The sequence below is a fragment of the Pseudomonas sp. H1_A03 genome (assembly GCF_054685145.1).
Window position 1 is genome coordinate 90514 of sequence record NZ_CP162829.1, and the last position, 24818, is coordinate 115331.

General features: G+C 59.3%; 21 protein-coding genes. 11 read left to right on the forward strand and 10 right to left on the reverse strand.

The annotated features are described in order from the left end of the window. The first annotated feature begins 70 nt into the window (after window positions 1–70). A complete protein-coding gene (locus AB4O35_RS00420; RefSeq protein ID WP_065874563.1) occupies window positions 71–1381 on the forward strand; it encodes an MFS transporter in 1311 nt (436 codons plus the stop codon). 87 nt (window positions 1382–1468) lie between these two features. Here AB4O35_RS00420 and purT read toward each other — a convergent pair whose 3' ends face one another. The 5 genes from purT to AB4O35_RS00445 form a co-directional block, all read right to left on the reverse strand. Further along, window positions 1469–2650 (reverse strand): formate-dependent phosphoribosylglycinamide formyltransferase, encoded by a 1182-nt coding sequence (gene purT, locus AB4O35_RS00425; RefSeq protein ID WP_065874562.1) that lies wholly within the window; start codon window positions 2648–2650, stop codon window positions 1469–1471. Window positions 2651–2719: 69 nt separating this feature from the next. Then, the gene (locus tag AB4O35_RS00430) at window positions 2720–3187 is read right to left on the reverse strand and encodes a VUT family protein (protein ID WP_065945793.1); all 468 of its coding nucleotides are present in this window, start codon (window positions 3185–3187) and stop codon (window positions 2720–2722) included. Between the two features lie 165 nt (window positions 3188–3352). Next, the gene (locus tag AB4O35_RS00435; protein WP_065874560.1) at window positions 3353–3568 is read right to left on the reverse strand and encodes a DUF1289 domain-containing protein; all 216 of its coding nucleotides are present in this window, start codon (window positions 3566–3568) and stop codon (window positions 3353–3355) included. After that, a complete protein-coding gene (locus tag AB4O35_RS00440; RefSeq protein ID WP_065874559.1) occupies window positions 3565–4089 on the reverse strand; it encodes a gamma carbonic anhydrase family protein in 525 nt (174 codons plus the stop codon). Before AB4O35_RS00440 ends, AB4O35_RS00435 begins: the two co-directional genes overlap by 4 nt. Before the next feature lie 36 nt (window positions 4090–4125). Continuing rightward, window positions 4126–4728 (reverse strand): CoA pyrophosphatase, encoded by a 603-nt coding sequence (locus AB4O35_RS00445; RefSeq protein WP_065874558.1) that lies wholly within the window; start codon window positions 4726–4728, stop codon window positions 4126–4128. A 146-nt stretch (window positions 4729–4874) separates the two neighbouring features. Here AB4O35_RS00445 and AB4O35_RS00450 point away from each other — a divergent pair, with 146 nt between their 5' ends. From AB4O35_RS00450 to nagE, 7 genes are all read left to right on the forward strand, one after another. Next, entirely contained in the window at window positions 4875–5423 is a 549-nt protein-coding gene (locus AB4O35_RS00450; protein WP_065874557.1) for an NUDIX hydrolase, read from the forward strand. Window positions 5424–5443: 20 nt separating this feature from the next. Further along, window positions 5444–5947: a L,D-transpeptidase family protein gene (locus tag AB4O35_RS00455; RefSeq protein WP_049711666.1), complete on the forward strand. Its 504-nt coding sequence runs from the start codon at window positions 5444–5446 to the stop codon at window positions 5945–5947. Between the two features lie 262 nt (window positions 5948–6209). Further along, window positions 6210–6968, forward strand: a complete 759-nt coding sequence (locus AB4O35_RS00460; RefSeq protein WP_065874556.1) for a GntR family transcriptional regulator — start codon at window positions 6210–6212, stop codon at window positions 6966–6968. 10 nt (window positions 6969–6978) lie between these two features. Further along, window positions 6979–8085 carry an N-acetylglucosamine-6-phosphate deacetylase gene (nagA, locus tag AB4O35_RS00465; protein WP_065874555.1) on the forward strand — a complete coding sequence of 369 codons (1107 nt, stop codon included), beginning with the start codon at window positions 6979–6981 and terminating at the stop codon, window positions 8083–8085. Beyond that, window positions 8078–9088 (forward strand): SIS domain-containing protein, encoded by a 1011-nt coding sequence (locus AB4O35_RS00470; protein ID WP_065874554.1) that lies wholly within the window; start codon window positions 8078–8080, stop codon window positions 9086–9088. Before nagA ends, AB4O35_RS00470 begins: the two co-directional genes overlap by 8 nt. A 36-nt stretch (window positions 9089–9124) precedes the next feature. Next, a complete protein-coding gene (ptsP, locus tag AB4O35_RS00475) occupies window positions 9125–11635 on the forward strand; it encodes a phosphoenolpyruvate--protein phosphotransferase (protein ID WP_065889968.1) in 2511 nt (836 codons plus the stop codon). A gap of 25 nt (window positions 11636–11660) precedes the next feature. Continuing rightward, window positions 11661–13358, forward strand: a complete 1698-nt coding sequence (gene nagE / locus AB4O35_RS00480; protein ID WP_065874552.1) for an N-acetylglucosamine-specific PTS transporter subunit IIBC — start codon at window positions 11661–11663, stop codon at window positions 13356–13358. A gap of 150 nt (window positions 13359–13508) precedes the next feature. Here nagE and AB4O35_RS00485 read toward each other — a convergent pair whose 3' ends face one another. Then, window positions 13509–13772, reverse strand: coding sequence for a DUF6124 family protein (locus AB4O35_RS00485; RefSeq protein WP_065874551.1), 264 nt, complete (start codon window positions 13770–13772; stop codon window positions 13509–13511). A 363-nt stretch (window positions 13773–14135) separates the two neighbouring features. After that, a complete protein-coding gene (locus tag AB4O35_RS00490) occupies window positions 14136–14585 on the reverse strand; it encodes a hypothetical protein (RefSeq protein WP_065874550.1) in 450 nt (149 codons plus the stop codon). 188 nt (window positions 14586–14773) lie between these two features. Here AB4O35_RS00490 and AB4O35_RS00495 point away from each other — a divergent pair, with 188 nt between their 5' ends. After that, entirely contained in the window at window positions 14774–15796 is a 1023-nt protein-coding gene (locus AB4O35_RS00495; protein ID WP_065874549.1) for an AAA family ATPase, read from the forward strand. A gap of 43 nt (window positions 15797–15839) precedes the next feature. Further along, window positions 15840–18350, forward strand: coding sequence for a S8 family peptidase (locus tag AB4O35_RS00500; RefSeq protein ID WP_083207109.1), 2511 nt, complete (start codon window positions 15840–15842; stop codon window positions 18348–18350). Between the two features lie 89 nt (window positions 18351–18439). Here AB4O35_RS00500 and AB4O35_RS00505 read toward each other — a convergent pair whose 3' ends face one another. Together AB4O35_RS00505 and purL are read right to left on the reverse strand one after the other, a co-directional pair. Next, complete coding sequence (locus tag AB4O35_RS00505; RefSeq protein ID WP_065874547.1) at window positions 18440–18751, reverse strand: YqfO family protein; 312 nt, start codon at window positions 18749–18751, stop codon at window positions 18440–18442. 4 nt (window positions 18752–18755) lie between these two features. Beyond that, window positions 18756–22652, reverse strand: coding sequence for a phosphoribosylformylglycinamidine synthase (gene purL / locus AB4O35_RS00510; RefSeq protein WP_065889973.1), 3897 nt, complete (start codon window positions 22650–22652; stop codon window positions 18756–18758). A 286-nt stretch (window positions 22653–22938) separates the two neighbouring features. On the opposite strand from purL, the gene mltF reads away from it, so the two are divergent. Continuing rightward, window positions 22939–24399 (forward strand): membrane-bound lytic murein transglycosylase MltF, encoded by a 1461-nt coding sequence (gene mltF, locus AB4O35_RS00515; protein WP_065874545.1) that lies wholly within the window; start codon window positions 22939–22941, stop codon window positions 24397–24399. 137 nt (window positions 24400–24536) lie between these two features. Here mltF and AB4O35_RS00520 read toward each other — a convergent pair whose 3' ends face one another. After that, window positions 24537–24818 (reverse strand): PTS transporter subunit EIIB, encoded by a 282-nt coding sequence (locus tag AB4O35_RS00520; RefSeq protein ID WP_065889975.1) that lies wholly within the window; start codon window positions 24816–24818, stop codon window positions 24537–24539.

Below are 24818 nucleotides of genomic sequence, written 5' to 3' on the forward strand. Positions count from 1 at the left end.
CCCTGATCCATGGGTGTTCGACCAATAATAATCCGCGTCCAAACGCGCAACGACCGTCAGGGATACCGCCATGAGCACCACCTATAACGAGGCCGCGCCCGCCGCCCCGACCAACTCGACTGCACGGGTTGCCACCGCGAGCATTGTCGGCACCGCCATCGAGTTCTACGACTTCTATATCTACGCCACGGCTGCTGCGCTGGTGATCGGCCCGGTGTTCTTCCCGCAGACCTCCGGCACCGCGCAGATGCTGGCGTCGTTCCTGACCTTTGGCATCGCCTTTATCGCCCGCCCGCTGGGCTCGGCACTGTTCGGCCACTTCGGCGACCGCATCGGCCGCAAATCCACACTGGTGGCGTCCTTGCTGCTGATGGGCGTGTGCACCACGCTGATCGGCTTACTGCCCGGTTACGACAGCATTGGCGCCTGGGCCCCGATCCTGTTGTGTGTGCTGCGCTTTGGGCAGGGCCTGGGGCTTGGCGGGGAATGGGGCGGCGCGGCACTGCTGGCCACCGAGAATGCGCCCAAGGGCAAGCGCGCCTGGTTCGGCATGTTCCCGCAACTGGGCCCTTCGATTGGCTTCCTCGCGGCTAACGGCTTGTTCCTGATCCTGGCCATGAGCCTGAACGACGAGCAGTTCCGCAGCTGGGGCTGGCGCATCCCGTTCATCCTCAGCGCCGCGCTGGTGATGGTCGGCCTGTATGCGCGCCTGAAGCTGCATGAAACGCCGGTCTTCGCCAACGCCGTTGCCAAAGAAGCGCCGGTAAAAGTGCCGTTGGTGGAACTGTTCAGCCAGCATTGGCTGCCCGTCTTGCTCGGCGCTGCATCGATGGTGGTGTGTTATGCGCTGTTCTACATCACCACCGCGTTTTCGCTGAGCTACGGCGTTTCGACCTTGGGCTACAGCCGCGAGACCTTCCTTGGCTTGTTGTGCTTCGCAGTGCTGTTCATGGGCCTGGCCACGCCGCTGGCAGCCCTGGCGAGTGACCGTTACGGGCGCCGGCCCGTGCTGATCGTCGGTGCGATCCTGGCGATCCTGTCGGGCTTCACCATGGAGCCGCTGCTGACCCACGGCTCGACCTGGGCGGTGGCGCTGTTCCTGGCCCTGGAGCTGTTCCTGATGGGCGTGACCTTCGCGCCGATGGGCGCCATGCTGCCGGAGTTGTTCCCGACGCGCGTGCGTTATACCGGCGCGTCGGCGGCGTATAACCTGGGTGGGATCGTGGGGGCTTCAGCGGCACCGTTCTTCGCGACCAAGCTGGTGGCGATGGGTGGGCTGAGTTATGTCGGTGGGTATGTGTCGGCGGCGGCGTTGCTCAGCTTGATTGCTGTGCTGTGCCTGAAAGAGACGCGGGATAATGATCTGAATAAGGTCGCCTGATAGACCGCTATCGCAGGCAAGCCCGGCTCCCACAGGGAAATGCATTCCAATGTGGGAACTGGCTTGCCTGCGAAGGGCGCGCCTCGGTTACAGCTCTACCACAACAGCCTTGGAAGCACGGGTAGCCTTGGCTCGAGCCGCTTCAATCGACTCATCCCGCGCCAACGCCACGCCCATGCGGCGCTGGCCATTCACTTCTGGCTTACCAAACAGACGCAACGCCGTATCCGGTTCGCTCAACGCCGCACCGAGGTTGGCAAACGCCGTCTGGGTCGACTGCCCTTCCACTAGGATCACCGCCGAAGCCGAAGGCCCGAACTGACGGATCAACGGAATCGGCAAGCCCAGGATTGCGCGAGCGTGCAGCGCGAACTGCGACAAGTCCTGAGAAATCAGGGTCACCAAGCCCGTGTCATGCGGACGCGGCGATACTTCGCTGAACCACACCTGATCACCCTTGATGAACAACTCCACGCCAAACAGGCCACGGCCCCCAAGGGACTCGGTCACGGCCTTTGCAACGCGCTCGGATTCGGCCAGCGCAATCGGGCTCATGGCCTGCGGCTGCCAGGATTCCTGGTAGTCGCCCTTCTCCTGACGATGGCCAACCGGTGCACAGAACGTGGTGCCACCGACGTGACGCACCGTCAGCAAGGTGATTTCGTAGTCGAAGTCGATAAAGCCTTCGATGATCACCCGGCCCTTACCGGCACGCCCGCCTTCCTGGGCGTAATCCCAGGCTTTCTGCACGTCGTCAGCGCTGCGCAACAGGCTCTGGCCCTTGCCCGACGAACTCATCACCGGCTTGACCACACACGGGAAGCCCAGGTCCTGCACGGCCTTGCTGTAGTCTTCGAAGGTGTCGGCAAAGTGGTACGGCGAAGTCGGCAGGTCCAGCTCTTCGGCGGCCAGGCGACGGATGCCTTCACGGTTCATGGTCAGCGAGGTGGCGCGCGCGGTCGGGATCACGGTGAAGCCTTCGGCTTCCAGCTCGACCAGGGTGGCGGTGGCGATGGCTTCGATTTCCGGCACGATGAAGTGCGGCTTTTCGGCCTCGATCACCGCGCGCAGGGCTGCGCCGTCGAGCATGTTGATCACGTGGCTACGGTGCGCCACCTGCATGGCCGGTGCGTTGGCGTAGCGATCCACGGCAATCACTTCAACGCCCAGGCGCTGCAGTTCGATTACCACTTCCTTGCCCAGCTCACCGCAGCCACACAGCAAAACGCGGGTCGCGGTTGGCGACAATGGAGTTCCGATTCGGGTCATCTCAGGTCCTCAGGGGAGCGGATCAGGGGGAGAAAGGCCGGCATTTTACATGAACTGTAAAAATTGGCCTCAGTTGGCGACGGCACGCTTGCGGATACGCCACGCCATGATCAGCCACACCACCGTGACGCCGGCAAATTTCGACACCAGTGCGGTACCCGCCACCGCTGGAGTGAGCGCGCCGATCAGGCCGAAAAAGATAAAGGTATCGAGGGGAATGCTCAGCGCCGAACTTATCCACAGGCGATCGTGGAGCGGGCGCTTGGTGATGCTGAACACCTGCCAGTCGATGCACTCGGAGACCGCAAACGCTGTGGCACTGGCCAGTGCGATAGAAGGGTCGGAGGTGATATACGACAGCACCAGCGCCGCCAGCATGGCGATGATCGCACCATGGCCAAAACGGGTTTGCACCATGTCGCGCAGGATAAATACCAGGCCGCCCCAGGCGGACCAGATGACATCCAGGTGCGGCGCGGTGGAGAAGGCGAAGTTGATCAGCACGACGCTGCTGATGTAGGCGATCAGGAAGAGCATGGGGGATGGGCCTGTGGATGATGGCGCACAGCGTACTTCACAATTAGAAAGATGTCGTCTGGGAGGGCCTCATCGCAGGCAAGCCAGCTCCCACATTTTGAACGCGTTTAACCTGTTGGAACGCGGTCAAAATGTGGGAGCTGGCTTGCCTGCGATAGCGGTCTATCAGCCGCCAGGTTTCCCAGAAACCATAAACACCAACCCACCCGCCACCGCCCGCTCATGGCACAACCCCAACACCACCCGGCGCTCGGCATTGTCCATGCGGCTCCACCGCGTAATCTCATCCACGGTGCGCTGACAGCCGGTGCAAATATCATCATCATCCAGCGCACAAATGCTCACGCACGGCGAAGCAACGGGGCGTTCACTCGGGTTCATTCTTCCTGCTCAACCAGATCCCGCGCATAACGCTGCGAGTTATGCACATAGTGCGCAGCGCTGGCTTCAAGCATGCGTTTCTGCGCGTCGGTCAGCTCACGCACCACCTTGCCCGGTGAACCCACCACCAGCGAACCATCCGGAATTTCCTTGCCCTCACCGATCAGCGAATTGGCGCCGATGATGCAGTGCTTGCCGATCTTCGCGCCATTTAGGATCACCGCGTTGATACCGATCAGGCTGTAATCATCCACCGTGCAGCCGTGCAGCATGGCGTTATGACCAATGGTCACGCCGGTGCCCAGCGTCAGCGGGTAGCCCATGTCGGTGTGCATTACGCTGCCATCCTGCACATTGCTGTTCTTGCCGATCAGGATCAGTTCGTTGTCGCCACGCAACACCGCGTTAAACCAGACGTTGGCGCCCTCCTCCAGCTTGACCTTGCCCACCAGCGTGGCATTCGGTGCCACCCAGCTCTGTGGATGAGTCTCGACGCGGGCGTCGCCCAGGCGGTATTTCATGGTTTTCCCTCACGGCGTTGCCATTCAAGCGATGGCTTAGATGTTGATGAAGCTCTTGGGTGGCTGATGCAGGCTGATGTTGGCGTCGTCATAGAGCAAATTGATCAATTCGACGATCATGATCGCCGTCAGCCCCCAGATCTTGTATTCACCAAACCGATAGCTGGGCACGTACCAACTGCGGCCCTGGTAATCGATTCGGTGGGTATGTTCGCGCGGGTCCTGTCGGAAAAAGTCCAAAGGCACGCTGAAAACAGCGGCAATCTCGGCATCATTGGCCAGGTATTCGACGTAATCGGGAATCACACCAACGTAAGGCGTGACCCGAATGCCGTGCAGGGAGATCAAAGGGCTCAGCGGGCCGATCACTTCGACCAGTCCGGGCGGCAGGCCGATTTCTTCTTCGGCCTCGCGCAACGCGGTGAAGATCAAGTCCGGGTCTTCGGGGTCGCGGCGCCCGCCGGGAAAGGCCACTTCGCCACCATGGGTCGACAGGCCACTGGCGCGCAGGGTCAGGATCAGCTCAGGTTCGTCACTGCGGGTAATCGGTACCAGCACCGCGGCCTCGGGGAAACGCCCGTCGGTCTCCAGCGAATGGGGGGTGTGATTGCTTACCCGGCGAAGTAGCTCGTCCAGCATGAGTCATCTCGGTCTGTTGGCTACCTTGCATCATGCACCAAAGCTCGCGGGTGCCCAACCCCAAAACCCGCGTGGTGTCGCTAAACGACAACTTGCAGCGCCCTGCCCGTCACGCCAAGATAGACGCACTTTCCAGGAACCCCAGCATGAACTTCTGCAGCCAGTGCGGTAAACCGGTTACCCAGCGCATCCCCGAAGGCGACGGCCGCCTGCGCTTTGTGTGTGATCACTGCTCGACCATTCACTATCAGAACCCCAACATCGTTGCCGGCACGGTGCCAGTGTGGGGCGAAAAAGTGCTGCTGTGCCGCCGCGCCATCGAGCCGCGCCTGGGTTACTGGACCCTGCCCGCAGGGTTTATGGAGAACGGCGAGACGGTGGAACAGGCCGCCGCCCGCGAAACCCTGGAAGAAGCCTGCGCGCGCGTGCACAACATGAGCATCTACACCCTGATCGACGTGCCGCACATCAACCAGGTGCATATCTTCTATCGCGCCGACCTGCTCGACCTGGACTTTGCCGCAGGCCCCGAAAGCCTGGAAGTGCAGTTGTTCGACGAAGCCGACATCCCATGGTCAGAGCTGGCTTTCCGCACGGTCGGGCGGACCCTGGAATACTTTTTCGCTGACCGCCGGCAGCAATCCTTCCCGGTGCGCAGCGAGGCTGTACCGCCGCTGGGCAAGCCCGCCCCATGACACTAGGGATACCCGTTTCAATGCGTTGGTTGCTTGCGCTTATCTGCCTGTCGTTCGCGACCCTGTCGTCGGCCTCCACGGTGGAAACCCTGGGCGGCAAAACCGTCGAAAAAGTCCTGGTGCTCAAATCTGCCCACCAATTGCAGTTGATCAACGACGGCAAGCCCATCAAGACCTACCGCATTTCCCTGGGCAAGAACCCCAAGGGCCACAAGCTGATCGAAGGCGACCGCCGCACGCCAGAAGGCCTCTACTGGCTCGACTGGCGCAAGACCAGCGACCGCTTCAACCTGGCCATGCACATTTCCTACCCGAATATCAGCGACGCCGCCCGTGCCCGCCGCGAAGGCGTGAAGCCGGGCAGCATGATCATGATCCACGGCACCCCCGACACCGAGGACTACCCGGAACAGTGGTTCCATACCCTGGACTGGACCGACGGCTGCATCGGCATGCGCAACGTGGATATGCGCGAGGTCTGGAACCTGGTCAAAGACGGCACCCTGATCGAGATTCGTCCGTAATCTCGTACCGTTCGTAAAATAATTCAAAAAAAATTCCTGCCCCAGGCAGCGCCTGCCGGTGAATACCAGTTCACTGCGCCGGGCTGCGCGGTTCTGCGCGCGATACAGACCTCTCTAATACCACTTGATACCAGGCCCCATTACAGGGCCTATAAACCATTGCTTGCACCGTTTTGGTTGCATTGACATGGTATTTAAGTGGTATTAATTTCCGGCCATTACCGGGCGACAACACTCCAATAACGCATCGGAAACCTGACAGATGAATCCCATCCTGGCCCTGCGCCCTGACGACAAACAATCCACGCCGCTGTACCTGCAATTGGCGCGCAAGCTGGAAGCGGCAATCCATGCCGGCCAGTGGACGTCCGAACAGGCACTGCCGTCGGAACGCGTGCTCAGCGAGCAATTGGGCATCTCGCGAGTCACCGCTCGCAAAGCGCTGGAAGTGTTGTTTGCCCAAGGACTGATTCGCCGCAATCAAGGCTCCGGCACCTATATCTCGCCACGCTTGGAACAGCCGCTGTCACGCTTGTCGGGGTTCAGCGAGATGTTGCGGCTCAAGGGCTTTGTGCCCAGCTCCCAATGGTTGGAGCGTGAAATTACCCAGCCGACCCACGAAGAGCTGATTCGCCTGGGGTTGTCGCCCGCCGACAAAGTGGCGCGCCTCAAGCGTTTGCGTAAGGCCGATGACACGGTGATGGCAATTGAAATGACCACCCTGCCCGCCTCGGTGCTGCCGCATCCGCAAGCCATTGGCAACTCGCTGTACGAATACCTGGAAGGCATCGGCAAACCCGTGGTGCGTGCCCTGCAGCACATCCAGGCAATCAACGCCTCGGATGAGTTCGCCAAGCTGGTGGGCATCGCGCCCGGCACCGCCATGTTGCTGATGACCCGGGTCGGCTACACCGCCGACAACACCCCGATCGAAATCACCGACACCTACTGCCGCAACGACTACTACGACTTCGTCGCAGAACTGCGCCGCCATGACTATTCCGCTGAACTGCGAATTTAGAGAACTGCCCATGTCCGAAGACAACATCCTCACGCCCAGCGGCTGGATTCGCGGCCGCCTGGCGCACGAACACGGCAAGGTGACCGCCATTGAAGGCGTGCCCTGCGACCCGGCGGAAAACGACCTGCCTTACTTGCTGCCCGGCTTTATCGACCTGCACGTGCACGGCGGTGGCGGCAAAGACATCATGGAAGGCTTGGAGGCCTTCGAGACGATTACCCGCACACACGTGCGCTTTGGTACGACCTCGCTGCTGGCTACCACCATGACTGCGCCGGTCGACGAGATTTCCAGCGTACTCGGCCAGCTCGGCAGCTTCTGCGAACAGCGTCCGACAGGCAGTGCCCGCGTACTCGGCGTGCACCTGGAAGGGCCTTACATCAATCCGGGAAAACTCGGTGCCCAACCCAATTTCGCCCACACCGCGCTGATGGCGGAAGTGGAAGCCTACCTGCGTTTGGCGCCGATCCGCGTGATCACCATCGCGCCTGAAATTGCCGGCCATGACGCCCTGATCCGCGCCCTCAGCGAACGCGGCGTGCGCATGCAGATAGGCCACACCCTCGGCAGCTATGAAGAAGGCGTCGCCGCCCTCGCCGCCGGTGCCACCAGCTTCACCCATTTATACAACGCCATGAGCCCACTGCATCACCGCGAGCCCGGCATCGTCGGCGCGGCCCTGGCTCACGCGAAATATGCAGAACTGATCCCGGATCTGCTCCACGTGCACCCCGGCGCCATGCGCGTGGCGCTGCGTGCGATCCCATGCCTGTATTGCGTCACCGATTCCACCGCCGCCGCCGGCATGCCCGATGGCGAGTACAAGCTGGGCAGCCACACCGTGACCAAATGCCTGGGCGGCGTACGCCTGGCCGACGGCACCCTGGCCGGCAGCACGCTGACCATGGACCAGGCGCTGCGCAACCTGGTGAAAATCGGCCTGCCCATCAGCGAAGCCTCACAACGCCTGTCGCAATTTCCCGCGGACTACCTGGGCCTGGAAGAACGCGGCCGCCTGCAACCCGGCAGCTTTGCCGACTGCGTGCGCCTGGACCGCTCCCTGACACTCACCGACGTAATGGTCGAAGGAGAAACCATTGACTTCAAAAATGCTTGAAGAGGCCCTGGCCTCCTGCGACGCCGTCGCCGCCCAACTGCAACGCCTGGATCCGCCGCTGGAAGAAATCGCCGGCCGCCTGCGCCGCCAGCCGCCACAAGTGGCGATGACCATTGCACGGGGCAGCTCGGACCACGCTGCCAGCTATTTTTCGTATTTGGCCATGCAACACGTGGGCATCCCGGTGGCGTCGCTGCCGATGTCGGTGGTGACCCTGTTGCAAGCGCCGATGAAAGTCAGCGGCCAGGTGGTGTTTGGGTTTTCCCAGTCGGGACAAAGTCCAGACTTGGTGAACAGCCTGCGCCTGCTGCGCAAGCGCGGTGCCCTGAGCATTTCGCTGGTCAACGCCGAAGACTCGCCGCTGGAAGCCGCCTGCGAGTTTCATATACCGCTGTGCGCCGGGCCGGAACACAGCGTGGCCGCGACCAAGAGTTTTATCGCCACCCTCAGCGCCAGCGCGCAGTTGATCGGCCACTGGAATCAGGAAACCGAGCTGCTGCAAGCCTGTCGTGCGCTGCCCGATGACCTGCGTGCCGCCGCCAAACAAGATTGGACGGTTGCCATTGACGCCCTGCGCGACTGCCAGCAACTGATGGTCATCGGCCGCGGCGCCGGTTTTGCCATCGCCCAGGAAGCCGCGCTCAAGCTCAAGGAAACCTCGGCGATCCAGGCCGAAGCCTTCAGCAGCGCCGAGGTGCGTCACGGCCCGATGGCCCTGATTGGCGACAACTACCCCCTGCTGGTCTTCGCCCCGCGCGGTGCCGAACAAGCCGGCCTATTGAGCCTGGCCGCCGACATGCGCCAGCGCGGCGCCCGTGTGCTGCTGGCCGCGCCGGACGATATCGCTGAACGCGACCTGACCCTGAGCCGCGCCGAACACCCAAGCCTGGACCCGATCCTGGCGATCCAGAGTTTTTACGTCATGGCTGCAGGTTTGGCCGAAGCCCGGGGCATGAATCCCGACCAGCCACGCCACCTGAGCAAAGTCACTCGCACTCACTGAGTCGATTGCCGTGTTTTCCTGATGAGTACCGTGCCGATGTCCAACAACAATAATGATCTGACCCTCAGCGCTCCCCTCAGTGGGCCGGTGCTGGCCCTGGGCAACGTCCCCGACGAAGTGTTCGCCAGCGGCGCGATGGGCGACGGCATTGCCATCGACCCGTTGAACGATTGCCTGCACGCACCGTGTGACGGGGTGATCATCCATGTCGCCCGCACCGGGCATGCGCTGACCCTTCGCGCCGATAACGGCGCCGAAGTATTGATGCATGTGGGCATCGACACGGTCGAGCTGAATGGCGAAGGCTTTGCCTTGTTGGTGAAGGACGGCGCGCGGGTCAGCAAGGGCCAGGCGTTGGTGCAGTTTGACCTGGACCGCATTGCGCGCCAGTGCAAAAGCCTGGTCAGCCTGATCATCCTGACCAATGGCGAGCGCTTCGAATTGCGCGCGGTAGCGGGGAAAACGGTCAAGGTCGGCGAGCCGCTGGTACAGATCGTGGCGCGTTCGGCGGCGTCGGCTCAAGCGCCTGTGGATAACTCGGACGCTGAAACCAGCGCCAACGTGCGCATTACCCACCGGGGCGGTTTGCACGCGCGCCCGGCGGCATTAGTACGCAAGGCCGCCCAGGGTTTCAGCAGCCAGGCACAGCTGCAGTTCGGCGATAAGTCGGCGTCGTGCGACAGCCTGATTGGCTTGATGGGTTTGGGCATTGGCGAGGGTGACGAAGTCCGTGTGAGCTGTCGCGGCAAGGATGCTGAGGCAGCATTGCAGGCGCTGGTCGCGGCCTTGTCCGCGGCTATCAAAGAAGAACACCACGCCCCTGCCATCGTCGCGCCACGCCGGACAAATACCGAAGTCGGCGTATTGCAAGGCGTGTGTGCTGCGCCGGGATTGGTCTGCGGGCCACTGTTCCGCCTGACCGGTATCGAACTGCCAGCCGACACCGGCAACCATTCTGCCGACGAACAACTGCAACGCCTGGACACTGCGCTGGAGCAAGTGCGCAGCGAAATCCGCACGACACTGGACCACGCCCGCCAGCGTAAGAACGTCGAGGAAGAGGACATCTTCGCGGCGCATCTCGCCTTGCTGGAAGACCCAACACTGCTGGAATCGGCTACCGGCGCCATCGAAAACGGCAGCGCCGCTACCCACGCCTGGCGCAATGCGATCCAGGCGCAATGCGCGGTGCTGCTGGCCTTGGGCAAACCCCTGTTCGCCGAGCGTTCAAATGATCTACGGGATTTGCAACAACGCGTATTACGAGCGTTGCTGGGTGAAGCCTGGCACTTCGAATTGCCTGCCGGTGCGATCGTCAGCGCCCACGAGTTGACGCCGTCTGACCTGCTGCAATTGAGTGCCCAGGAGGCTGCCGGCATCTGCATGGCCGAAGGCGGCGCGACGTCCCATGTAGCGATCCTGGCCCGCGGCAAAGGCTTGCCGTGTGTGGTGGCGCTGGGTGCCGAAGTACTCGACGTGCCCCAAGGCCAGCGCGTGGTACTCGACGCCGTCAACGGCCGTCTGGAATTGGAGCCCACCGAAGCGCGTCACGCCGAAGTGCACCAGATTCGTGACGCACAGAATCTGCGTCGCCAACAGCAACAGGCCCAAGCCCAGGAGCCGGCGCGCACCAGCGATGGCGTGACCATTGAAGTCGCGGCCAATGTCGCCTCCAGTGCCGAAGCCCAGGTGGCCTTTGAAAACGGCGCTGATGGCGTCGGCCTGCTGCGCACCGAATTTCTCTTCGTCGACCGCCGCACCGCGCCGGATGAGCAGGAACAGCGTCACGCCTACCAGGCAGTGCTGGATGCCATGGGCGACAAGTCAGTGATCATCCGCACCATCGATGTGGGCGGCGACAAACAGCTCGATTATCTACCGCTGCCCGTCGAGGCCAACCCGGTGCTGGGCCTGCGCGGTATTCGCCTGGCACAGGTGCGCCCTGAGGTGCTCGACCAGCAACTGCGTGCCCTGCTGCAAGTAAGCCCGCTGGCGCGTTGCCGCATCCTGCTGCCGATGGTCAGCGAAGTCGACGAACTGCTGCAGATCCGCCAGCGCCTGGATGAGCTGTGCGTAGAGCTGAAGCTGACCCAACGCCCCGAACTCGGTGTGATGATCGAAGTGCCTGCCGCCGCGCTGATGGCCGACCAGTTGGCCAAGCACGCAGACTTCCTGTCCATCGGCACCAATGACCTGTCCCAGTACACCCTGGCCATGGACCGCGACCACGCCGGGCTCGCCGCGCGGGTCGACGCGTTGCACCCGGCGCTGTTGCGGCTGATCGCCCAGACCTGTGCCGGTGCAGCCAAGCACGGCCGTTGGGTCGGCGTCTGTGGCGCCCTCGCCTCCGACCCGCTCGCCACGCCGGTGCTGGTCGGCCTGGGCGTCAGCGAACTGTCGGTGAGCCCGCCGCAGATCGGCGAAATCAAGGACCGCGTCCGCCACCTGGACGCGGCGCAATGCCGGCAATTGAGCCTAGGCCTGCTCGACCTGAGCAGCGCAAAGGCCGTTCGCCAAGCCTGTCAACACCACTGGCCGTTGAGCTGATAACAACAACAAAAGGAGACACGCCATGTACCAACATTTCATCGAAGGCCTGCAACGCCTGGGCCGTGCACTCATGCTGCCGATTGCGATCCTGCCGATCGCCGGCCTGCTGCTGCGCCTGGGCGACACCGACCTGCTGAACATCGCGGTGATGCACGACGCCGGGCAGGCGATCTTCGCCAACCTGGCACTGATCTTCGCCATCGGCATCGCCGTGGGTTTCGCCCGCGACAACAACGGCACAGCCGGGTTGGCTGGCGCCATTGGTTACCTGGTGATGGTCTCCACGCTCAAGGTGATGGACACCTCTATCAACATGGGCATGCTCGCCGGTATCGCCAGCGGCTTGATGGCGGGCGGGCTGTACAACCGCTTCAAGGACATCAAGCTGCCGGAGTACCTCGCGTTCTTTGGCGGGCGAAGGTTTGTGCCGATTGTCACGGGGTTCAGCGCGGTCGGATTGGGCGTGATCTTTGGTTTGATCTGGCCGCCGATCCAGCACGGCATCAACAGTTTCGGCGTGTTGCTGATGGAGAGCGGCAGCCTCGGCGCGTTTGTGTTCGGCGTGTTCAACCGCCTGCTGATCGTCACAGGCCTGCACCATATCCTCAACAATATGGCGTGGTTTGTGTTTGGCACCTTTACCGATCCGGTGACCGGCGCCGTGGTCACTGGCGACCTCACCCGCTACTTCGCTGGCGACCCGAAAGGCGGCCAGTTCATGACCGGCATGTTCCCGGTGATGCTGTTTGGCCTGCCGGCGGCGTGTTTGGCGATGTACCGCAACGCGTTGCCGGAACGCCGTAAAGTGATGGGCGGGATTTTCCTGTCGATGGCGCTGACCTCGTTTTTGACCGGGGTGACTGAGCCGATTGAATTTGCGTTCATGTTCCTCGCGCCGTTTCTGTACCTGATTCACGCCGTGCTGACAGGCCTGTCGATGGCTGTCACCAATATGCTGAATATCCACCTGGGCTTTACCTTCTCCGGTGGGTTTATCGACATGGTGCTGGGTTGGGGCAAGTCCACCAATGGTTGGTTGGTGTTCCCGGTGGGGTTGGCTTACGCGGTGATCTATTACAGCGTGTTCAATTACTGCATTCGTCGCTTCAACCTGAAGACGCCGGGGCGTGAAGATATTCAGGTGGTGCAGGCTGAGGTAATGACGGATAACCAGCGTGCCACGGCCTACATCCAGGCCTTGGGTGGTGCAGAGAATTTGCTGAGCGTCGGTGCCTGTACGACGCGCCTGCGGTTGGACATGGTGGATCGCAACAAGGCGGTGGATGCGGAGTTGAAAGCGCTGGGCGCCATGGCTGTTGTCCGGCCGGGGAATGGCGGGAGTTTGCAGGTGGTGGTGGGGCCGATGGCAGATAGCATTGCTGATGAGATTCGCTTGGCGATGCCGTCGTTTGTTGCCAATGCACCGGCGACGGTTGCGCCTGTGGATAAGCCGGTGGCGGTGAATATGCAGGAAGCTGAGAAATGGCTGAATGCCTTGGGCGGCCGGGGGAATGTGCGGCAGTTGGAAGCGGTGGCGATGACGCGGTTGCGGGTGGAGTTGGGGGATGATTCTGTATTGTCCGAAGCTCAACTTACTGCACTCGGCTGCCAGGGTGTCAGCCAGCTGGAAAGCGGTGTTTGGCACTTGTTGATTGGTGACAAGGCGTCAGGATTGGGTGAGGCGTTAGAGCGGTTGGTTACCCGTCCAATCAACGCCTGACCACCCTGTGGCGAGGGAGCTTGCTCCCGTTGGGCTGCGCAGCAGCCCTTCGCTCAGAACACCCATTCTTTCAGAAGAACTCTGTGGCAGGTTTTGGGGGCGCTTCGCACCCCAACGGGAGCAAGCTCCCTCGCCACAGAGTGGGTGAGGTCAGTTGCTGATCGGTACTTCCTGTAGGTCCAACACCCGATCGACCATCAACTGGATACCTTCCACCATCCGATGAATCCCCAGCACTGCATCTCGCTGCGGGCCGTCGACGTCAAAAGCCAGATTGCCCGCCAGTGCCTGCACGGATGCCAGGTCTTGGGAAGCATTGGCGAGCAGGGTTTCGCTGTTCAGGTTGGTTAGGACGGTGAAAATTTGGTCGGTGGGTTGGGAATCTGACGGGGGGTTTGGGCTGTCTTTGATCATGGTAAACCTCTGGTGTGAAGTAAGGACTACCAGCATCACTTGCAGATGATGGGTGGCAGCTGTGTGCGGGCCTGCAAGACCGAGAGTCACCAGCAAGTCTCGGTAGACCCGAAGGTCTCCCGCACACAGCCGCCATAAATGGCGACCATGAAAAAGCGCCGCAATTATAAAGGCGCTTGTAACTAACTGGTGAGGTTTCGGCGGGCTTGCAGTCCCGGTCACTGAATTGGCAGCGACTGACGAAGGTTAGTTGTGCGAGTTCCGACGGACAACCTGAAAGGCTTATCGGAAATCTCCTAGAGCTGAAGACATCGCAGACAGCAAAAAACCGGCTAAGCCGGGTTCTTTGATAGCTGTCGATACCTAGGCAGACGCCACCCGCTGTTCGGCTGCGTAGTGGCGGGTCTGAAACGGCATTAAGGTCTGAACCTTCAAACCCAGTCCCTCACTCACCCCCCAGGACATTGCCAGTTCGTCACGACGACTACGCAACGCAACAGCACCTTGTGGTTTCACGTATTGCTTGGACGCTGAAAACAGTTCAAGCGCTTTCAACGCTTCCTTTACCCGACTATCTGTCGCACAAGAAAAGCGTGTGAAGCGCTCAAGCAAATAGCCTGCGCGACGCACTTCCAATTCACTGGAGCACCCTTTCAGAAATATTTTCACTTCACCCACAAGATCCTCGTCGGAGTACCACACCGCTTTCGCCGCACTGATCAGGGCAACGTCGTCAGCATGGTCCAGGGGCTTTTTGACCAAAATCCTCAAGGCGGAGTGAAGGCAGGGAGAGCTATTGAGAAACTTCGCCATTGCCTTTCTCGACTTTAAGATGAGGTAAAGAGACTATTGAACTGGTTTCCTAACCGCAATCCCGCCATTTTGTCGGAAGACTCTGGAACGATCGCAATCGGACGACCGTAGGTAGGCCAGATTTGATTGATGGACTAGAATGCCAACCAGAACCAGTAGCCCATCGTCCAGACAGGGAAGGCGCTCCAATGGCTACGGCCCAACAAATCATTGCTCTGCTAAGCAGCCATAATCAAGGTGACGAGGAGCAGTTCCTATCTATCGCTCTACAGGTTGCTGCTGCAGAGGCGCGCCGTGGACGAAAAGACGTCGCGGACGAGTTGAAAACACTTGTTGATACGGCTCGAAAGCGCAGCCCCGCTAAGGCTGCTCAGTCATTGCAAAACCAGAAGGTAGCGATTCCTATCTCCAAACCGAGAGGAGATCTGGAAAACTTACTGTCAGTAGCTTATCCCAAAACACAAATTCAGGATTTGATTCTGGATGATCCGAAACGAGCACGCCTCGACCGGCTTATACACCAGCAGCGTCAACGGGACAAACTTCGAAGTCACGGCTTAGTCCCCAGTTCAAAACTACTGCTAGTTGGGCCTCCGGGTTCAGGTAAAACGCTTACTGCATCCGTTTTAGCGGGAGAGTTACGGTTACCATTGTTCACTATCAGATTAGAGTCGGTAATCACCCGATTCATGGGTGAAACCGCGTCAAAGCTTCGGTTAATCTTCGATCATATTGCAACAGTGCGTGCCGTTTACTTATTTGACGAATTTGATGCCATCGGCGGTCGTCGAAATGCTGATAACGACGTCGGAGAGATGCGCAGAGTACTAAACTCTTTTCTACAGTTTCTAGAAGAGTCAAATAGCACTGATAGTTTAGTACTAGCAACAACCAATCACCCAGAGCTACTCGACAAAGCGCTATTTCGTAGATTTGATGACATTATCGAATATGCGCTACCCAACTCAGATGGTATTAAAGCAGTTCTCGAAATGCGTATGCACGCTTTTCTACCCAAAAGAATATCATGGGCAAAAATCGCATCCGCTGCAGCGGGGCTTAGTCAGGCTGAGTTAAGCCAAGCGGCAGCAGAAGTCATTAAAGACTTGGTTCTTCATGACGCTAAAAATGCGTCTACCGAACAAATATCGAACGCACTACAACAACGCCGCACACTTAAGAATACTTTGTCAGGCTTGAGCTCTAGCTAGCAGAAGTAAGCGAGCAGAGCCATGGATTTATGGAAAATTCCAAATGGCGTCGTACGAGCTTCCGCATTTCCGATTTGAAAAATTCCAAAGTGGTCGTCCTTATCAACGCCCACAGAAGGACATGAGTGGCCTATCTTCAGAGCGCGGAGAGGGTCATGGGAGCCGTCTCAGGGAAAAATTCGAATTAGCAATAACTGCGTTTTCTGGGCAGAACGGGTATTTCAGTTCCGATATTTGTGAGGGCTCGCCTGGGTTGTACCTTGAAGTTATCTTTGAGTCGGGTAGCGTACCTTCAGACCTTAACTGGAAAACTCAAAACATTAGACTTTCCGCGCTAAGAGTTTCCGAGGATGGCGGCGCCATAGGTGCCTTATACGTCCCAATAGATGCAGTTGATTTCCTAGGTGAAAAACTAAGAGAATATGCGGAGGAAAAGACACCTAAAGGAAACGCAAAAAACGATAGCAAATTCTCATCAGTAAACGAATTTACCCTTGGAAATCTTGAAACTTTATGGACAGACTCGCGCCCCTTTCCAGCCGGGCTTTCTAAACAATTGTGGTGGGAGTGCTGGTGCATTCCTACAAGAGTCGACCAGCTACGTCGCATCTGTCAAACTCTCAAATTACGAGTAAGTGAAAACCATCTCAGCTTTCCAGACACAGAAGTACTACTTATTTACGCAAATACATTGGAAATATCACTTCTTACAAATAACTCTGATGGAGTTGAGGAGCTTAGAGGAGCTACTGACAACCCATATTTTTTTACTCGGTTACCTCCCAAAGATAAATTTCATTGGACCTCCGATCTCTCAGGACGCATTAAACCTCCAGCAGCTGACAGCCCTTCGGTCTGCATTCTCGATAACGGAGTAAATCACGCACATCCTCTTTTACAACCAGCGATCTCACTTGAGGATTGTCAGTCTGTTAATCTTGACTGGGGCAGCGATGATCACCATGGTCATGGGACCAACATGGCAGGAGCGGTGCTATTTGGGGATCTGACTTACTCGCTTGCGGACCAGAGAAGCGTTAACCTAAACGCAAAGATCGAGTCTGTTAAGTTTCTACCTCCACGAGGATGGGAGCGAAACAGTCCCTCAAGCTACGGAGTGATTACCCAGTCCGCAGTAAGCCTTGCTGAAACAAGAGCACCGACACGAAATCGCGTTTACTGTATGGCAGTATCCAACGAGCATGTTTCAGGTATAAGACCTACGACGTGGAGCTCTTCAATCGACCAAATTTGCTCCGGTTCTATGGTTGGCGATTTTGATGATGATGGAGAATTGGGACCTAGGCGCCTGTTCATTCTCTCGGCAGGAAACATTCCTGACTCTTCAAATCCTGAGGATGTATCAGATCTATACGAATTTCCAATTGAAGATCCCGCGCAAGCCTGGAATGCTTTAGCTGTAGGCGGATTCACAGACAAAGTAGATTTGCAAAGCCAACCCGGATATGAAGATTGGCACCCAGTAGCTAACGTTGGCGATCACAGCCCATATAGCCGTGCCTCAATTGACTGGGAGCACTCCAAAACGCCAATCAAACCGGAAGTAGTTTTTGAAGCGGGGAACAAAGCTATAAGTCCTGATGGACGACAAATAATTTCAGGCATACCTTCCCTATCTATCCTTACTACAGGAAAGGATTTTACTAATAATCCTGTGGAAGAGTTTTGGGCGACTAGCTCAGCTACTGCCCAAGCAGCGGGTCTGGCTGCTGCTATAATGGCCCATCATCCAAAACTCTGGCCGGAGACTATACGAGCGCTAATTATTCATAGTGCTCAATGGACTCCTGTAATGCTTAGCCGACTGAAGGGAAAGAGCAAAAAGGATCGTGTGTTACTCGCCAGGCACTTTGGATACGGCGTTCCACAATTGCAACGCGCCCTTGCCTCTGCGCAAAATGATCTAGCACTAATTTCCGAAACATATATACAACCTTTTATCAGGGATTGTGATGATAACGGTCGAGAAAAGGGTGAGCCACATTTCAACGAAGTCCATTATTACGATCTTCCCTGGCCAAAGGCTGAACTGGAGCGTTTAGAGAATAGTGAAGTTCAGCTTAAAATCACGTTATCTTACTTTGTAGAGCCGAGCCCAGGAGAGATGGCGCAAGTTGTTCCCGCCAGATATCAATCATTCGGTCTACGATTCGACCTAAAAAGAAAATCTGAGACTGAGGCAGCCTTCAGGCACCGTATAAATAAGCTGGAGCGCCTAGAGAAAAATCCTCCGCCTGCCGAATCAGACAATAATTGGACCTTTGGTTCAAAACATGTCGCTGCTGGATCGATACATAGCGACGTTTGGACTGGCCCAGCTATTGATTTAGCCGCACGAGACAAAATTGCTATATATCCCGTAGCTGGCTGGTGGCGTTATAGACCTCATTTAGGGAGGTGTAACAGTCGTAGTCGCTATAGCCTTGTAGTTTCGATTTCATCAACTGAAGAAGACGTACAACTATATACAGAGATTGCCAATCTAATATCCCTCTCCGTCGAACCAGAAGTATCTATTAGTACGGACCATTAAAAATCCTCCCAAAATGAGGCATTTAGAAGCAAAAAAAAACCCGCTGACCAAACTGGCTCAGCGGGTTTCTTGTTTTTGCAGCGTGCGAGTTAAAAATCCGCCAACTGCCACACCTCATACGCCGGTGTCTCATACGGATGGCTAAGCTTGAGTGCAGCCACAACAGCCACAATCAACTCATCCGCCACCACCAACTCAACCTTCCATTCCTCAACCACTTCAACCTGGCCCACCTGCCCAATAAACGGCTGGCTGCCGTCCATCGCGCGGAATTGGCCCTGGCCCAGCACTTGCCAGGCGCAGCTGTCGTAGCTGCCGATGCGTCCGCCGCCGGCGGCGAAGACGGCGGTTTTCACCGTCTCCACATGGCTGTCGGGCACGAAGAAGGCGAGCTTGTACACCGTCTTAGTTCACCCACACGCGCGCGTTGCGGAACATGCGCATCCAGGCGCCGTCTTCGTTCCACTCTTCCGGGCGCCACGAGTTCTGCACGGCGCGGAATACACGCTCCGGGTGCGGCATCATGATGGTGACGCGACCGTCGCGGCTGGTGAGACCGGTGATCCCGCGCGGCGAGCCGTTCGGGTTGGCCGGGTAGGTCTCGGTGACCTTGCCGTGGTTGTCGACGAAGCGCAGCGCCACCGTGCCGGACAGGTCGGCTTCGAGCAGGGCTTCTTCGCTGGCGAACTCGGCATGGCCTTCACCGTGTGCGATGGCGATTGGCATGCGCGAACCGGCCATGCCTTGCAGGAAGATCGAGTTGGACTCCTGCACCTGCACCATGGCAACACGGGCTTCGAACTGCTCGGAACGGTTGCGCACAAAGTGCGGCCAGAACTCGCTGCCCGGGATCAGTTCGCTGAGGTTGGACATCATCTGGCAACCGTTGCACACACCCAGGGTGAAGCTGTCGGTGCGTTCGAAGAAGCCCTGGAACGCGTCGCGGGCACGGCTGTTGAACAGGGCCGATTTGGCCCAGCCTTCACCGGCACCCAGCACGTCGCCGTAGGAGAAACCGCCGCAGGCGACGAGGCCTTTGAACTCATTGAGGTCAACGCGACCGGCGAGGATGTCGCTCATGTGCACGTCGATCGCATTGAAGCCGGCGCGGTCGAACGCGGCCGCCATTTCCACCTGGCCGTTGACGCCCTGCTCACGCAGTACCGCAACTTGTGGGCGGATGCCTTTCTTGATGTAAGGCGCGGCGATGTCCTGGTTGACGTCGAAGCTGAGCTTGGTGCTCAGGCCAGGGTTGTCTTCTTCCAGGATCACGTCGAATTCCTGCTCGGCGCATTCAACGTTGTCGCGCAGACGCTGGATCTGGAAGCTGGTCTCGGCCCACTGGCGTTGCAGCAAGCGGCGCTGGCCGGCAAACACGGTGTCGCCATTGAAAGAGATGTTGATCTCGCCGTTGTTGATCGGCTGGCCGATCACCGCCACGCAGTCGTCCAGGCCGGCGGCGCTGAATTGGGCGAGTACGTCCGGGGTCGCGTCCTGGCGCACCTGGATCACGGCGCCCAGCTCTTCGTTGAACAGGATGCCGTTGATTTCAGACGCATCCTCGGCAACGCTGTCGAGCACGATGTTCAGGCCGCAGTGACCGGCGAAAGCCATTTCCACGACGCTGGTCAGCAAGCCGCCATCGGAACGGTCGTGGTAAGCCAGCAGGTGGCCGTCGGCATTCAGGCCCTGGATCACGGCGAAGAAGGCTTTGAGGTCTTCGGCGTCGTCGACGTCCGGCGCGTGCTTGCCGAGCTTGCCATGGGTCTGTGCCAGGATCGACGCGCCCATGCGGTTCTGGCCACGGCCCAGGTCGATCAGGATCAGGTCGGTGGTGCCCTTGTCCATGCGCAGTTGCGGGGTCAGGGTCTGGCGGATGTCGGTGACCGGTGCAAAACCGGTAACGATCAGCGACAGCGGCGAGGTGACGCTCTTGTCGGTGCCGTCTTCGTTCCAGCGGGTGGCCATGGACATGGAGTCCTTGCCTACCGGAATGGTAATGCCCAGCTCCGGGCACAGTTCCATGCCGACTGCTTTAACCGTGTCGTACAGGCGTGCATCTTCACCTGGGTGACCGGCAGCGGACATCCAGTTGGCCGACAATTTGATGTCGGACAATTTACCGATGCGCGAAGCAGCGATGTTGGTGAGGGTTTCACCAATCGCCATGCGGCCCGACGCCGGAGCGTCCAGCAGGGCCAGCGGCGTGCGCTCGCCCATGGCCATGGCTTCACCGGTGTAGACGTCGAAGCTGGTGGCGGTGACGGCAACGTCAGCCACTGGAACCTGCCACGGGCCGACCATTTGGTCACGAGCAACCAGGCCGGTGATGGTGCGGTCGCCGATGGTGATCAGGAAGCTTTTGCTCGCCACGGCCGGGTGGTGTAGCACGCGTTCGATGCTATCGGCCAGTTCCAGCGCGCTTGGGTCGAAATCATCGCCCAGCTCGGCTTCACGCACGGCCGAACGGTGCATGCGCGGGGCTTTGCCCAGCAGCACTTCGAGTGGCATGTCCACCGGGCTGTTGCCGAAGTGGCTATCTGTAACAGTAAGCTGCGGCTCGGCCGTGGCTTCGCCGACCACGGCAAACGGGCAACGCTCACGTTCGCAGATGGCCTGGAAGCGCGCGAAGTCTTCAGGGCCAACGGCCAGAACGTAGCGTTCCTGGGATTCGTTGCTCCAGATTTCGTGCGGGGCCATGCCCGGCTCGTCGTTTGGAATGTTGCGCAGTTCGAAACGGCCACCGCGGTCGCCATCGTTGACCAGTTCCGGGAAGGCGTTGGACAAACCGCCGGCGCCGACGTCGTGGATGAAGCTGATCGGGTTCTTGTCACCCAGCTGCCAGCAACGGTCGATGACTTCCTGGCAGCGGCGCTCCATCTCTGGGTTTTCGCGCTGTACCGAAGCGAAGTCGAGGTCCGCCGAGCTGGTGCCGGTGGCCATGGAGGAAGCGGCGCCGCCGCCCAGGCCGATCAACATCGCCGGGCCGCCGAGTACGATCAGCTTGGAGCCGACCAGGATCTCGCCTTTCTTGACGTGTTCTTCACGGATGTTGCCCATGCCGCCGGCCAACATGATTGGCTTGTGGTAGCCGCGCACTTCATCGCCACGCGGGGTGGTGATGGACTGTTCGAAGGTACGGAAATAACCGGTCAACGCCGGACGACCGAATTCGTTGTTGAACGCGGCGCCGCCCAGCGGGCCTTCGATCATGATGTCCAGCGCGGTCACGATGCGCTCAGGCTTGCCGTACGGCACTTCCCACGGCTGTTCGAAGCCGGGGATCTGCAGGTTGGACACGGTGAAACCGGTGAGGCCAGCCTTTGGCTTGGCGCCACGGCCGGTAGCACCTTCGTCGCGGATTTCGCCGCCGGAACCGGTGGCTGCGCCCGGGAACGGGGCAATCGCGGTCGGGTGGTTGTGGGTTTCAACCTTCATCAGGATGTGCACCGGCTCCTGCACCGCGCCGTACTGGCGGGTCTCAGGGTCCGGGAAGAAACGGCCGGCAACAGAGCCGACGATGACCGAGGCGTTGTCCTTATAAGCCGACAGAACGCCTTCGCTGTGCATCACGTAGGTGTTCTTGATCATGCCGAACAGGCTTTTTTCCTGGCTCTCGCCGTCGATGTCCCAACTGGCGTTGAAGATCTTGTGACGGCAGTGCTCGGAGTTGGCCTGGGCAAACATCATCAGTTCGATGTCGTGCGGGTTGCGCTTCAAGCCGTTGAAGGCGTTGACCAGGTAGTCGATCTCGTCTTCGGCCAGGGCCAGGCCCAACTCGGTGTTGGCCTTCTCGAGGGCGGCGCGGCCGCCGCCCAGCACGTCAATCGCGTTCAGCGGCTTGGGCTCGGCGTGGCTGAACAGGCCGGCAGCCTGTTCCAGCTGGCTGACGATGATCTGGGTCATGCGGTCGTGCAGGCTGCTGGCGATCAACTCGGCGTCGGCATCGCTGAACTGGCCCGCGACGTAGAAGGCGATACCGCGCTCCAGACGCTGGATTTTTTCAAGGCCACAGTTGCGGGCGATATCGCTGGCCTTGCTCGACCAGGGCGAAATGGTGCCAAACCGTGGCAGTACCAGGAACAAGCGGCCATTAGGCTCTTGAACGGGGACGCTTGGGCCGTACTTCAGAAGGCGTGCGAGCACTTGCTGTTCGTCGGCGGCCAACACGCCGGTAACGTCGGCGAAGTGAGCAAATTCAGCATACAGGCCTGTAACCGCTGGAACCTTCTGGCTCAGTTGCTCAAGGAGTTTGCTGTGGCGAAAGGCAGAAAGGGCAGGAGCGCCGCGCAGGATCAACATCTTCGGGACAGCCTCGGGAAGGGGTGTGCTTTGAGGCCGTGCATTCTAGCGTAAACCGCCGCCAACGGCACCCGAAACGCTACCGGTGGCTGCTGCCAGACGTCAGTTGGCCGGATTGCACCGCTTTTGAGGGGCCATCCGGGGTATTCCGCGCAGTTATTTTAACCGTCACAATCCCTCGCCAAGCCGCATTTCTGCGGGCTGCAGCACAGTTTTGCAAGCGCTAGCAGACAAGTCCCGCGCTGTCGAGATATGGCGCCGTGGGCCGTTTGCGTATACTGCGCAGATGTTCTCCCCAACTGCTTTGCGCCCGCGATGCGCCAAATGGCTCATCGCAACCGGACTCTTCCTGATGCTCAGCGCCTGTGTTGATAAACCCAGCACGCTCGAGCGAATCAAGGAGGATGGCGTATTGCGGGTGATCACCCGAAACAGTCCGGCCACGTATTTCCAGGACCGCAACGGTGAAACCGGTTTCGAGTACGAACTGGTCAAGCGCTTTGCCGACGACCTGGGCGTGAAGCTGGAGATCGAGACCGCTGACAACCTCGATGACCTGTTCGGCCAACTGGGCAAGCCCAACGGCCCGGTCCTCGCGGCGGCCGGCCTGGTCAGCAGCGAACAGCGCCAGACGCAGGTGCGTTTCTCCCACCCTTATTTAGAAGTCACCCCGCAGATCATCTACCGCAATGGCCAGTCCCGCCCGACGAACGCGGCAGACCTGGTGGGCAAGAAGATCATGGTGCTCAAGGGCAGCACCCACGCCGAACAACTGGCGGCGCTCAAGAAACAGAACCCTGCGATTGAATACGAAGAGTCCGACGCCGTTGAAGTCGTCGACCTGCTGCGCATGGTGGACGAGGGGCAGATCGACCTGACCCTGGTGGACTCCAACGAAGTCGCCATGAACCAGGTGTACTTCCCCAACGTGCGCGTGGCCTTCGACCTGGGCAATGCCAGCAATCAGAGCTGGGCCGTGGCGGCGGGTGAAGACAACAGCTTGCTCAACGAGATCAACAGTTACCTGGACAAGGTCGAGAAGAACGGCACCCTGCAGCGTCTCAAAGACCGCTATTACGGGCATGTCGATGTACTCGGCTATGTGGGCGCCTACACCTTTGCCCAGCATCTGCAGCAGCGTTTACCCAAGTATGAGAAACACTTCCGGGCCTATGCCAAGGAAGAAAAGGTCGATTGGCGCCTGTTGGCAGCCATTGGCTATCAGGAATCGCTGTGGCAACCGGCCGTCACCTCCAAGACTGGCGTGCGCGGCCTGATGATGCTGACCCAGAACACCGCCCAGGCGATGGGCGTGTCCAACCGCCTGGACCCCAAGCAAAGCATCATGGGCGGCGCCAAGTACCTGGCCAAGATCAAGGATGAACTGGACGACAGCATCGCCGAGCCGGATCGCACCTGGTTCGCCCTCGCCGCCTACAACGTCGGCACCGGCCATCTGGAAGACGCACGCACGCTGGCCAAGCGCGAAGGTTTGAACCCCAACAAGTGGCTGGATGTGAAGAAGATGCTGCCGCGCCTGTCGCAGAAGCAGTGGTACAGCAAGACGCGCTATGGTTATGCGCGCGGCGGTGAGCCGGTGCATTTCGTGGCGAACATCCGGCGGTATTACGACATTCTTACCTGGGTGACCCAGCCGCAGCTGGAAGGCAACCAGGTGGTCGAAGGCAATTTGCATGTGCCGGGTGTGGACAAGACCAAGCCGCCGGAAGATAACCAGCCGTTGTAAATACACTCTCCCAAACGCCACAAAATCCTGTGGGAGCCGGGCTTGCCCGCGATGGCGGCCCGTCAGTCGAAATATCCGCCGCCTGACACACCGCTATCGCGGGCAAGCCCGGCTCCCACATTGATCTCCTTTGATCTCTAGGCCGAGTTCAGGCCAGTGAGCAGGTGCACAACCCCACCGGCCAACACCATCACGCCCGGCACACCCGCCACCTTCAGCGCCTGCGCATCAAGCTTCGCCGCATCCTGCAACTGCACCCGCACCCGCGTCAGTGCCATCCGCTGCTGCGACTTGAGATTATCCGCGCCACCCAATGCCCTCAGCACATCAGCCGACAACAAACCCGGCGGCGCTACCGTCTCGGCAATCAAATCCGGCGTCAGGGCCTTCCAGAACGCCTGCTGCAATTTCTCGAACAT

Coding starts and splice junctions, on each gene's coding strand:
- nagE (WP_065874552.1), top strand. CDS start 11,661: ATGTACCAACATTTCATCGAAGGCCTGCAACGCCTGGGCCGTGCACTC.
- AB4O35_RS00470 (WP_065874554.1), top strand. CDS start 8,078: ATGCTTGAAGAGGCCCTGGCCTCCTGCGACGCCGTCGCCGCCCAACTG.
- mltF (WP_065874545.1), top strand. CDS start 22,939: ATGTTCTCCCCAACTGCTTTGCGCCCGCGATGCGCCAAATGGCTCATC.
- purL (WP_065889973.1), bottom strand. CDS start 22,652: ATGTTGATCCTGCGCGGCGCTCCTGCCCTTTCTGCCTTTCGCCACAGC.
- AB4O35_RS00500 (WP_083207109.1), top strand. CDS start 15,840: ATGGCGTCGTACGAGCTTCCGCATTTCCGATTTGAAAAATTCCAAAGT.
- AB4O35_RS00520 (WP_065889975.1), bottom strand. CDS start 24,818: ATGTTCGAGAAATTGCAGCAGGCGTTCTGGAAGGCCCTGACGCCGGAT.
- nagA (WP_065874555.1), top strand. CDS start 6,979: ATGTCCGAAGACAACATCCTCACGCCCAGCGGCTGGATTCGCGGCCGC.
- purT (WP_065874562.1), bottom strand. CDS start 2,650: ATGACCCGAATCGGAACTCCATTGTCGCCAACCGCGACCCGCGTTTTG.
- AB4O35_RS00420 (WP_065874563.1), top strand. CDS start 71: ATGAGCACCACCTATAACGAGGCCGCGCCCGCCGCCCCGACCAACTCG.
- AB4O35_RS00485 (WP_065874551.1), bottom strand. CDS start 13,772: ATGATCAAAGACAGCCCAAACCCCCCGTCAGATTCCCAACCCACCGAC.
- AB4O35_RS00445 (WP_065874558.1), bottom strand. CDS start 4,728: ATGCTGGACGAGCTACTTCGCCGGGTAAGCAATCACACCCCCCATTCG.
- AB4O35_RS00450 (WP_065874557.1), top strand. CDS start 4,875: ATGAACTTCTGCAGCCAGTGCGGTAAACCGGTTACCCAGCGCATCCCC.
- AB4O35_RS00435 (WP_065874560.1), bottom strand. CDS start 3,568: ATGAACCCGAGTGAACGCCCCGTTGCTTCGCCGTGCGTGAGCATTTGT.
- ptsP (WP_065889968.1), top strand. CDS start 9,125: ATGTCCAACAACAATAATGATCTGACCCTCAGCGCTCCCCTCAGTGGG.
- AB4O35_RS00495 (WP_065874549.1), top strand. CDS start 14,774: ATGGCTACGGCCCAACAAATCATTGCTCTGCTAAGCAGCCATAATCAA.
- AB4O35_RS00430 (WP_065945793.1), bottom strand. CDS start 3,187: ATGCTCTTCCTGATCGCCTACATCAGCAGCGTCGTGCTGATCAACTTC.
- AB4O35_RS00490 (WP_065874550.1), bottom strand. CDS start 14,585: ATGGCGAAGTTTCTCAATAGCTCTCCCTGCCTTCACTCCGCCTTGAGG.
- AB4O35_RS00455 (WP_049711666.1), top strand. CDS start 5,444: ATGCGTTGGTTGCTTGCGCTTATCTGCCTGTCGTTCGCGACCCTGTCG.
- AB4O35_RS00460 (WP_065874556.1), top strand. CDS start 6,210: ATGAATCCCATCCTGGCCCTGCGCCCTGACGACAAACAATCCACGCCG.
- AB4O35_RS00440 (WP_065874559.1), bottom strand. CDS start 4,089: ATGAAATACCGCCTGGGCGACGCCCGCGTCGAGACTCATCCACAGAGC.